10 protein-coding genes are annotated in these 9747 nt (G+C 65.9%); 3 read left to right on the plus strand and 7 right to left on the minus strand.

The window, feature by feature from the left end; translation table 11 throughout:
- Positions 1–750 precede the first annotated feature (750 nt).
- From A1D30_RS22725 to A1D30_RS22735, 3 genes are all read right to left on the minus strand, one after another.
- Positions 751–1524 (minus strand): GNAT family N-acetyltransferase, encoded by a 774-nt coding sequence (locus A1D30_RS22725; protein WP_063463007.1) that lies wholly within the window; start codon positions 1522–1524, stop codon positions 751–753.
- 42 nt (positions 1525–1566) lie between these two features.
- Positions 1567–2586, minus strand: coding sequence for a tripartite tricarboxylate transporter substrate binding protein (locus tag A1D30_RS22730; protein WP_063463008.1), 1020 nt, complete (start codon positions 2584–2586; stop codon positions 1567–1569).
- Between the two features lie 107 nt (positions 2587–2693).
- Complete coding sequence (locus tag A1D30_RS22735; protein ID WP_063463009.1) at positions 2694–3785, minus strand: tartrate dehydrogenase; 1092 nt, start codon at positions 3783–3785, stop codon at positions 2694–2696.
- Positions 3786–3953: 168 nt separating this feature from the next.
- On the opposite strand from A1D30_RS22735, the gene A1D30_RS22740 reads away from it, so the two are divergent.
- Positions 3954–4928: a LysR substrate-binding domain-containing protein gene (locus A1D30_RS22740; protein WP_063463010.1), complete on the plus strand. Its 975-nt coding sequence runs from the start codon at positions 3954–3956 to the stop codon at positions 4926–4928.
- A gap of 100 nt (positions 4929–5028) precedes the next feature.
- Complete coding sequence (locus A1D30_RS22745; protein WP_063463011.1) at positions 5029–5601, plus strand: DUF1566 domain-containing protein; 573 nt, start codon at positions 5029–5031, stop codon at positions 5599–5601.
- A 111-nt stretch (positions 5602–5712) separates the two neighbouring features.
- On the opposite strand, the gene ttdB is transcribed toward A1D30_RS22745, so the two are convergent.
- From ttdB to A1D30_RS22760, 3 genes are read right to left on the minus strand one after another with little or no spacing between them, the layout of a single operon-like run.
- Positions 5713–6321, minus strand: a complete 609-nt coding sequence (gene ttdB, locus A1D30_RS22750) for a L(+)-tartrate dehydratase subunit beta (RefSeq protein WP_063463012.1) — start codon at positions 6319–6321, stop codon at positions 5713–5715.
- Positions 6318–7217 (minus strand): L(+)-tartrate dehydratase subunit alpha, encoded by a 900-nt coding sequence (ttdA, locus tag A1D30_RS22755; RefSeq protein ID WP_063463013.1) that lies wholly within the window; start codon positions 7215–7217, stop codon positions 6318–6320. Before ttdA ends, ttdB begins: the two co-directional genes overlap by 4 nt.
- 43 nt (positions 7218–7260) lie before the next feature.
- Positions 7261–8241, minus strand: coding sequence for a tripartite tricarboxylate transporter substrate binding protein (locus A1D30_RS22760; protein WP_063463014.1), 981 nt, complete (start codon positions 8239–8241; stop codon positions 7261–7263).
- Positions 8242–8368: 127 nt separating this feature from the next.
- On the opposite strand from A1D30_RS22760, the gene A1D30_RS22765 reads away from it, so the two are divergent.
- On the plus strand, positions 8369–9304 hold the full coding sequence (locus A1D30_RS22765) for a LysR family transcriptional regulator (RefSeq protein ID WP_063463015.1): 936 nt from the start codon (positions 8369–8371) through the stop codon (positions 9302–9304).
- A 97-nt stretch (positions 9305–9401) separates the two neighbouring features.
- Here A1D30_RS22765 and A1D30_RS26235 read toward each other — a convergent pair.
- Positions 9402–9747 (minus strand): hypothetical protein (locus tag A1D30_RS26235; protein ID WP_206779312.1); only part of this gene is annotated, 346 nt, incomplete at its 5' end.

Raw genomic sequence — 9747 nt, forward strand, 5'->3', positions numbered from 1 at the left:
CTGCCTTCACTCCCTCTCCCCTCGCGGGAGGGCGGGGGAGAGGGGGCGCACAGGCACGCCGCACAGATTCACCCCCTCTCCCCAACCCTCTCCCGCGAGGGGAGAGGGGGCAAAACCTCCTCTGCTTGGCGCCGGGTGGTAGTAGTGATCCGCCGTTGGACCCCCATCGAAACCCTGTTCACCCCAGTCTCCAGGCCGACGGCGGCGCTGATCTCCACTCCCTCTCCCCTCGCGGGAGAGGGCTGGGGAGAGGGGCGCACAGGCACGCCGCACAGATTCACCCCCTCTCCCCAACCCTCTCCCGCGAGGGGAGAGGGGGCAAAACCTCCTCGGCTTGGCACCGGGTGGTGGTTGCGATCCGCCGTTAGACCCCCATCGAAACCCTGTTCGCCCCAGTCTCCAGGCCGACAGCGGCGCCGGTCTCCACTCCCTCTCCCCTCGCGGGAGAGGGCGGGGGAGAGGAGGCGCACAGGCACGCCGCGTAGATTCACCCCCTCTCCCCAACCCTCTCCCGCGAGGGGAGAGGGGGGCCCCCCTGGGCGCGGCACCGGTTGGTGGTGGCGATCCGCCGTTGGACCCCCATCGAAACCCTGTTCGCCCCAGTCTGCAGGCCGACAGCGGCGCTGGTCTTCACTCCCTCTCCCCTCGCGGGAGAGGGCGGGGGGAGAGGGGGCGCACAGGCATGCCGCGTAGATTCCCCCCTCTCCCCAACCCTCTCCCGCGAGGGGAGAGGGAGTCTGAAAACCCCCTTCAGCCCGGCACCCGGTAGTGGTAGCCATACGCCGTCTTGAACCCCATCGACTGGTACAGCCCCAGCGCTGGTGTGTTCTGCGCGCGCACCTGCAAATAGGCGCTGGCCGCCCCGGCCTCGGCGGCCCAGTGCAGCAGGGCGGTGACCAGTGCGCGCCCGCGCCCGCCGCCCCGGTGCTCGGGCGCTACGGCCAGGTCGTACAGGCCCACGGCACCGCGCTCCAGCACTGCCAGCCCAAAGCCCACGGCCTGGCCCTGTGCGTCGTGCTGCAGGGCAAATGCGGCAGGGTGGGCGATGTGGTCCAGCATGCTGTTGTGCAGCGCGCGGTGGTGCGTTGGCACGCTGTTGGCGGCGGCAAATCCCTCTAGCCAGGCGGCAGTGGGCGTGGTGCTGATGTGGGTGCTGCCATCGGGTTTGCCCACCGAACCCAGGGCCAGCGGCCGGTGCAACACCAGGGATGGGTCGAAGTGCTGGTAGCCCGCCTCGGCCAGCTCCTGGTCGGCCTCGGGCGGGGCCAGGGGCGAGATGCGGAACACGGCGGGTAGCCCGTGCCGTGCGTACAGCGCTGCAGCCGCTTCGCGCACCCCGTCAAACGGCGCGCCGGGCAGCAGCGCGTTGACCGAGTTGGCGCGCTTGGTGTAGCCGCCCGACAGCCGGAACACCCAGCCCCGGTGGAACACCGTCTGGCGCGCGGGCCAGGCGTTGAAGGCGCGTTCTTCGAGTGCGCGGATCAGGGCGGCGGGGACGGTGGGCTCGATGGTGGTGGGTGTCATGGCTGGCGTTATACCAACCCGCTCCCACCAGATCACGCTCAATCAATCGGTCGTGATCTTGTGGTCGGCCACCAGCTTGGCAAAGCGCGTGGTGTCGCTGGCGATCTGCTCTGTCATCTGCGCGGGCGTGTTGCCAATGGGTTCGGCGCCGATGTCCTGCATGCGCTTCCTGAAGTCGGGCGACTGGATCACCTTGACCATCTCGGCATTCAACCGGGCCACCACATCGGCAGGTGTGCGTGCCGGTGCCAGCACGCCAAACCAGGTGCCGATGTCAAAGCCTGCAAAGCCGCTCTCTTGCAGCGTGGGCACGTCGGGCAGCGACGAAGACCGCTTGGCCGTGGTCACCGCCAGCGCGCGCAGCTTGCCTGCCTTGATGTGGGGCAGAACGGGTGTGATGGTGTCGAACGACATCGACACCTGGCCGCCCAGCAGGTCGGTGGTCAGCGGGCCGCTGCCCTTGTAAGGCACATGCAGCACAGGCTGGCCGATGGTGGTGGAGAACTGCGTGCCGATCAGGTGCTGCGCCGTGCCCGCGCCGTTGGAGCCGTACGAAAACTTGTCGGGCGCGGCTTTGATCAGGGCCACGAGTTCCTTCACGTCCTTGGCGGGCGTGGTGGCGCTCACGGCCAGCACGTTGGGCACCAGGGCCACGGTGGTGATGGGCGCAAAGCTCTTTTGAAAGTCGTAGCTGAGCTTTTTGTAGACGCTGGTGGCAATGGTGTGGTGCACCGCGCCCATCAGCAGCGTGTAGCCGTCGGGTGCGGCCTTGGCTACGTAGTCGGCGCCAATGGTGGCGCCTGCGCCGCCCCGGTTTTCCACGATCACGGGCTGGCCCAGCGCGGTGCTGAGCTTTTCGCCCAGCGCACGCGCCAGCACGTCGGTGGTGCCGCCTGCGGCAAACGGCACGACGAGGGTGACGGGTTTGCTGGGCCAGGCCTGCGCGTGGGCCGCTTTGCCGGGCAGCAGGCAGGCGGCTGCGGCCAGCGCCGCCAGGGCTAACAGGTGTTGACGGCGCAGCGGGTGGGCGATGTGGGTGGGGCCGGGGGCAGGGCGGTGCATGGTTTGTCTCCTGAAGGATGGGGGCGGCGGGTGTGTGGCCTGTGCGGCCTTGTGGTTCTGCCCGCCTGGGTTTCACAGGCCCGTCTTGGCGGGCCGTGGGGGGGCGATCAGGCCGCTTTGCGGGCGGCCGGTGCGCTGCCAATCAGCGCGCACACTGCATCGGTCACCTGCGCCGTGGTGGCCGTGCCGCCCAGGTCGCGGGTGTGCAGGGCAGGGTTGGCGGTGACCTGTTCGATGGCCTGCATCACGGCGCGGGCGGCGTCCATTTCGCCCAGGTGCTCCAGCAGCATCACCACCGACCAGAAGGTGCCGATGGGGTTGGCCAGGCCTTTGCCCATGATGTCGAACGCCGAGCCGTGGATGGGCTCGAACATGCTGGGGTAGCGGCGCTCGGGGTCGATGTTGCCGGTGGGCGCAATGCCCAGGCTGCCCGCCAGCGCGGCGGCCAGGTCCGACAGGATGTCGGCATGCAGGTTGGTGGCGACGATGGTGTCGAGCGTGGCGGGGCGGTTGACCATGCGGGCCGTGGCGGCGTCCACCAGCTCCTTGTCCCATTTCACATCGGGGAACTCGGCCGCCACCTGCGCGGCGATCTCGTCCCACATCACCATGGCGTGGCGCTGGGCGTTGCTTTTGGTGATGACGGTGAGCAACTTGCGGGGGCGCGATTGCGCCAGTCGGAAGGCAAAACGCAGGATGCGCTCCACCCCCACGCGGGTCATGATGGAGACATCGGTGGCCGCCTCGATGGGGTGGCCCTGGTGCACGCGGCCGCCCACGCCCGAGTATTCGCCCTCGGAGTTTTCGCGCACGATCACCCAGTCCAGGTCCTTGGGTGTGCAGCGCTTCAGGGGTGCGTCGATGCCCGGCAGGATGCGTGTTGGGCGCACGTTGGCGTACTGGTCAAACCCCTGGCAGATCTTGAGGCGCAGGCCCCAGAGCGTGATGTGGTCGGGGATGTCCGGGTCACCGGCGGAACCGAACAGGATGGCGTCTTTGCCGCGCAGGGCATCCAGCCCATCGGCCGGCATCATCACGCCGTGCGCGCGGTACCAGTCGCCGCCCCAGCCAAAGTTTTCGAACTGGAACTGCAGGCCGGGGTGGCGCGCAGCCAGCGCTTCCAGCACACGCTGGCCCGCAGGAATCACTTCCTTGCCGATGCCGTCTCCGGGGATGGTGGCGATTTGATAGGTTGTCATGCAGATGCCTGGGTGAAAAAGGGGCTGGAAATGCCCGTGCAGCAAGGCCCGGGCGTGGAAAAGAGACACAAGAGAAACCAAACGGTGAGAAGGACTGTAGGGCTGGACGCCTTTGTAGAACGCCGCTAAAGTGAATCCATCGTTAACCTGCAGTTAAGGTCATCACCGATGAGTTCCACCATCCAGCCCGCAGAACTGGGTTTCTTTTCTGCGCTCGCCGCCAGCCCCAGCCTGAGCGCCGCCGGGCGCGAAATGGGGGTTTCCACGGCGGCGGTCAGCAAGCACCTTGCGCAGATGGAAAAGCGCCTGGGCGTGGTGCTGGTCAACCGCACCACCCGCCGCATGAGCCTCACGCCCGAGGGCGAGCTGCTGCTGGAGCACGCACGCCGCATCCTGCGCGAGATCGATGCGCTGGATGAACTCATCGTGCAGTCCAAGGCCAGCCCCAAGGGCCTGCTGCGCGTGAACGCCACGCTGGGCTTTGGCCGCATGCACATCGCGCCCGTGATTTCGGACTTTGTGCGCCAGTACCCCGAGGTGGATGTGCAGCTGCAGCTGTCGGTGCACCCGCCGCCGATCACCGATGACGCCTACGACGTGTGCGTGCGTTTTGGTGAGCCACCCGACGGCCGCGTGATTGCCCGCCGCATCGCCCCCAACCGGCGCGTGCTGTGCGCCGCACCGGCTTACCTGGACCGCCACGGCAGGCCCCGCGTGCCGCGCGATCTGATGGAGCACCAGTGCATTGGCATCCGCCAGGGCGACGAGGCCTATGGCCTGTGGCGCCTGACCACCGGGCGCGGCAGCAAGGCGCACACCGAGTCGATCAAGATCACCGGCAACCTCACCACCAACGACGGCGAGATTGCCGTGCTGTGGGCGCTGCAGGGCCACGGCATCGTGATGCGCGCCGAGTGGGACGTGAACCGCCACCTGGCCCAAGGCCTGCTGGAGCCCGTGCTGCCGCACTACCAGACCCCGGCCGCCGACATCTATGCGGTGTACCCGCAGCGGCACCAGTTCTCCACCCGCGTGCAGGCGTTTGTGGGGTTTCTGGCCGAGGCGCTGGCAGCCTCGGGGGCGCCGGCCGGTGTACCCGGCAAGCCAGGCAAACCAAGTAAAGGCGCAATGCAGGTTTCTTGATCTGCGGGGTGGCGCTGAGCTGGCAGTCTGGCTAGGGTGTTGCTATCCAACTCGCTGAGCCTGCCGTCATCCATAGCCCTTTCGAGGCCACGTTTTGCCCATGAAACCACTCCCACTACTTTTTGCCCTGCTGGTGGGCGCCTTCGCTGCCCTGCCTGCGCGGGCTGCAGATTCCACCGCCGCGCAAGACTGGTCGCTGTCGGCCGACGGCGCCTATGTGCTCGACCACCGCGCGGGCTTGGCTTGGCCGCGCTGCGTGGAAGGCATGCAATGGACCGGCACAAACTGCACTGGCAAGCCCCTGCTGCTGGACCGCGCCGAGGCCACGGCCCTGGCCACCGAGCGCTGGAAGGCCGAGGGCGTGGGCTGGCGCATCCCGCGTGCGGCCGAGCTGCAGCGGCTGGTGGACAAGTCCCTCTCGCCCCCCGGGCTCAACCCCCAGATGTTTCCGTCTGCACCAGGCCAGTGGCACTGGTCGGCCACCGCCAACGTGAACGCGCCCAGCGTCAACCAGTACACCTACGGCAACATCGCCCAAAGCCGCGCAGGCGATGGTGCCCGGCAGGCCGCCATGATCAATGGCTGGGCCGTGAACCTGTCCACCGGCGAGGCGCGGGGCGATGCGGCACGGGCCAGCAAGCTGCCGGTGCGGCTGGTGCGGCCCATGCCCTAGGCGGCAACGCCAAGCCACGGTGGACGTGGCCTGGCGCTGGTGCGTGTGCGTGCGGGCGCGCTGGCTTGCGTGGCTGTTGTTGCCCGTGCCGCAGCGCCGCCGGGCGATCACTTACTTGATAAAGCGCACCTGCGCGTTGATGCGCTCCAGGATCGGCTTTTTCTTCGCGTTGAAGACCGCCTTGTTCTCCTCAATCAGGTTCTTGCCCTTGGTGTCGATCGAGATGATGAGCGGGCCGAACTCTTTGACGCGGTTGACCCACAGGGTCTCGGGCATGCCCAGGTCCTTCCACTCGGCGGCCTCGATCTTCTCGACCTTGGTGGCGGCCAGCACGGCGCAGCCGCCGGGGAAGATGGCGTGCACGGCCTTGTTCTCCACGCAGCCCTCTTGCGTCTCGGCGCCCATGCCGCCCTTGCCCACGATGAGCTTCACGCCCGTCTGCCGGATGAACTCCTTCTCGAATTTTTCCATGCGCATGCTGGTGGTGGGGCCGATGGAGACCATTTCGTACTCGCCATCTTCCTTCTGCCGCACGATGGGCCCGGCGTGGAAGATCGCGCCGCCTTTCAGGTCCACCGGCAGCTCGCGGCCCAGTTCGATCAGGCGGCGGTGCGCCACGTCGCGGCAGGTGACGAGGGTGCCGCTCAGGTAGACCACGTCGCCGATGTTCAGCGCTTCCAGGTCTTCGTCACGGATGGGGGTGGTGAGAATTTTTTTCACAGCGCGAATCCTTGGTGCGAGATGACTTCGTAAGACAGGTCGGCGTTGATGCGGACCTTGCCGCGGCGGTGTGCCCAGCAGCCGGTGGACACCGCCACGCCGATGGTGGAAGGGTGGCGGGCCGATGACTCGATGTTCACGCCCATCACGCTGGCATTGCCCGTGAGACCCTGCGGCCCCAGGCCCAGCTCGTTCAAGCCCTCGGCCATCAGCTCTTCCATCAGCGCCGCGCTGTCATTGCTGTGGCGCGATGTGACGGGGCGCAGGATGGCTTTTTTCGACAGGCGTGCCGCCGTCTCGGCCGAGGTCGAGACCCCCACGCCCACCAGTAGCGGCGGGCAGGCATTCACGCCGCGCGAGGTGATCACGTCGAACACGAACTCGGCCACGCCTTCGTAGCCCTGGCCCGGCATCAACACCTTGGCTGCGCCCGGCAGCGTGCAGCCGCCGCCCGCCATGTAGACATCGATGGTCACGCTGTCGTCGCCCGGCACGATCTCCCAGTCCAGCCAGGGGATCTTGGTGCCGGTGTTGGTGCCGGTGTTCTTCTCGACAAAGGTCTCCACCGCGTTGTGGCGCAGCGGGCCGTCCTTGGTGGCGCCTGCGGTGGCGCCCAGCAAAATGCCCTCCAGCTCGCCCAGCAGCGGAAAGTTGGCACCGGCGGTGAGGAAGTACTGGATCACGCCGGTGTCCTGGCAACTGGGGCGGTCCAGCTTGTCGGCCGCCTCCTGGTTCTGGCGCATTGATTCGTACACTTCCTTGGCGAGGAAGTTCACTTCCTTCTCGCGCAGCTCGCCGAGTTTTTCGGTCACGTCGGTGGGCAGGCGTTTGCCGATGTACGACGTGAACTTCGACATGAGGTGGGTGAGGTCTGCGACGGCAGCTTCTTTGTCCATGGGGCTCTCCTGTGGGCTGTGGGTTGGGGTGGGGTTCGGTCTGTCAGTCGAGCGTGACCTTGCCCACCTTGACCAGGTGCGCAAACTTCTCGGTCTCTTCCTTGATCTGGGCGGCCATCTCTTCGGGCCTGTTGCCGATGGGCTCGGCGCCGATGTCCAGCATCTGCTTCTTGAACTCGGGCGAGTGGACGATCCTGACCACCTCGGCATTCAGCTGCGCCACCACCCCCTTGGGCGTGGCAGCGGGCGCCAGCAGCCCGAACCAGGTGCCGATGGCGATGTGGGGCACGCCCATTTCCTGCAGCGTGGGCACGTTGGGCAGGGCGGACGAGCGCTTGGCCGTGGTCACTGCCAGGGCTTTCAGCTTGCCGTCCTTGATGAACGGGAGCACCGGCGTGATGGTGTCGAACGACATGTCGATCTGCCCGCCCAGCAGGTCGGTGGTCAGCGGGGCGCTGCCCTTGTAGGCCACGTGCAGCACCTTGGCGCCCGTCTCCATCTGGAACTGCGTGCCGATCATGTGCTGCGCCGTGCCGTTGCCGTTGGAGCCATAGGACAGCTTTTCGGGCGCGGCCTTGCCCGTGGCGATCAGATCCTTCACGCTGCCGTAGGGCGCCTTGGCGCTCACCACCAGCACATTAGGCACCAGGGCCACGGTACTGATGGGCGCAAAGTCTTTTTCAAAGCTGTACTGCAGGTTCTTGTAGACGCTGGGGGCCACCGTGTGGTGCACCGCCCCCATCAGCAGGGTGTGCCCGTCGGCCGGGGCCTTGGCCACCAGCAGCGCGCCCAGCGTGGCGCCCGCGCCGGGCTTGTTGTCCACGATGACGGGCTTGCCCAGCGCGGTTGCCAGCTTGGTCGAGACGGCGCGCGCCAGCACATCGGTGGTGCCACCGGCCGGGAAGGGCACGACGATGGTGAGGGTCTTGGTGGGCCAGGCGGGTGCCTGGGCCTGCGCCGAAGCTAGCTGCGCAAAGCCGCACAGTGCGGCGGCAAGAAGTCCTTGAGAACGTGGGAGTGCCATCTTTTTTGTCTCCGTGGGTTTGGAATTTCCGCAACCTCATGGTCTCGGATGGCTTGTAATTTAGGCGATTGAAACTTTAAAATCCGGCCTGTTTTTCAATTGGTTATTAACCTGGAGTTAATAAAAAATGGCCCGACTCATCAGCCCCACCGACCTGGAGTTCTTCTTGGCGCTGGCCAATGCCTGCTCGGTGAGCCGAACCGCGCGCGAGCTGGGCATCACGCCCGCTGCCGTCAGCAAACACCTGGCATTGATGGAGTCGCGCCTGGGCGTGCCGCTGTTCAACCGCACCACCCGCAGCATGAGCCTGACCCCCGAGGGCGATGTGTACCTGGGCCATGCGCGCAAGATTTTGGCGAGCATCGGCGAGATGGAAGACCAGCTGCTGGGCGCCAATGCGTCACCGCAGGGCCTGCTGCGCGTGAACGCCACGTTGGGCTTTGGCCGCAGCCACATTGCGCCGCTGATCTCGGACTTTGTGCGCAAGTACCCGCAGGTGGACATCCAGCTGCAGTTGTCGGTCAACCCGCCGCCCAGCGGGGACGACGCCTATGACATCTGCTTTCGGTTCGGCAACCCGCCAGACAGCCGATCCATCGCCCGCCTGATCGCCCCCAACCGCCGCGTGGTGGTGGCGTCGCCCGCATACCTCAAGCGCCATGGCGAGCCCAAGACGCCCGCCGACCTGGCCCGCCACAACTGCATCGGCATCCGCCAGGGCGACGAGGCCTATGGCCTGTGGCGGTTTGCCACGACCAAAGGCAAGGGCAAGAACAACAGCAGCAACAGCAAAACCGAATCCACAGAGAGCGTGAAGATCCGGGGCAACCTCACCACCAACGATGGCGGCATCGCCGTGAACTGGGCGCTGGACGGCCACGGCATCCTGCTGCGCGCCGAGTGGGATGTGCAGAAATACCTGCAGTCGGGCCGGCTGGTGCAACTATTGGCGCAGTACAGCAGCCCGGACGCGGATATTTATGCGGTGTATGCGCAGCAGCACCGGACCTCGCTGCGGGTCAAGACGTTTTTGGATTTTGTGGTGGCGGCTTCGGGGGGGTGAGGGGCGTCCTTTTCGAACTGCAATCATATTTTTTCCACATATGTAGAGTGCAAGTTTTTGGCGTAAAAAAGCCCGCCGAAGCGGGCTTGATCGTGTTTTAGGTTAAAGAACCCCACGCGGCTCTGAAATGTCCGCAGACTGAGAAGAAATTCCCGTTGCGGCAACGAGTGTGTGGAGAAACCCACACGGTTTTTTGAGTCGTTGATTTGGTCATTTTTTCCTTTCTTAAAATAATATTCGCATGCGTCTTTGAATCGACACGCCGCGACATGACCAAGTTGTGGTGATTAGGTTTCGCATCCCGGACGATTGCATAGACTCTAAACGCTATCCACTCTTCATGGCCCGAGCTGTTTTGAAGGAGTTGATAGAGTCCTTGCAATCTATCCAGGGAGTGAAGCCATGTTGATTGCCCTGCACAAGAACGCCCGCACCACTCCCGC

Origin of the sequence: Acidovorax sp. GW101-3H11 (assembly GCF_001633105.1) — a bacterium.
Taxonomy (GTDB): domain Bacteria; phylum Pseudomonadota; class Gammaproteobacteria; order Burkholderiales; family Burkholderiaceae_C; genus Acidovorax.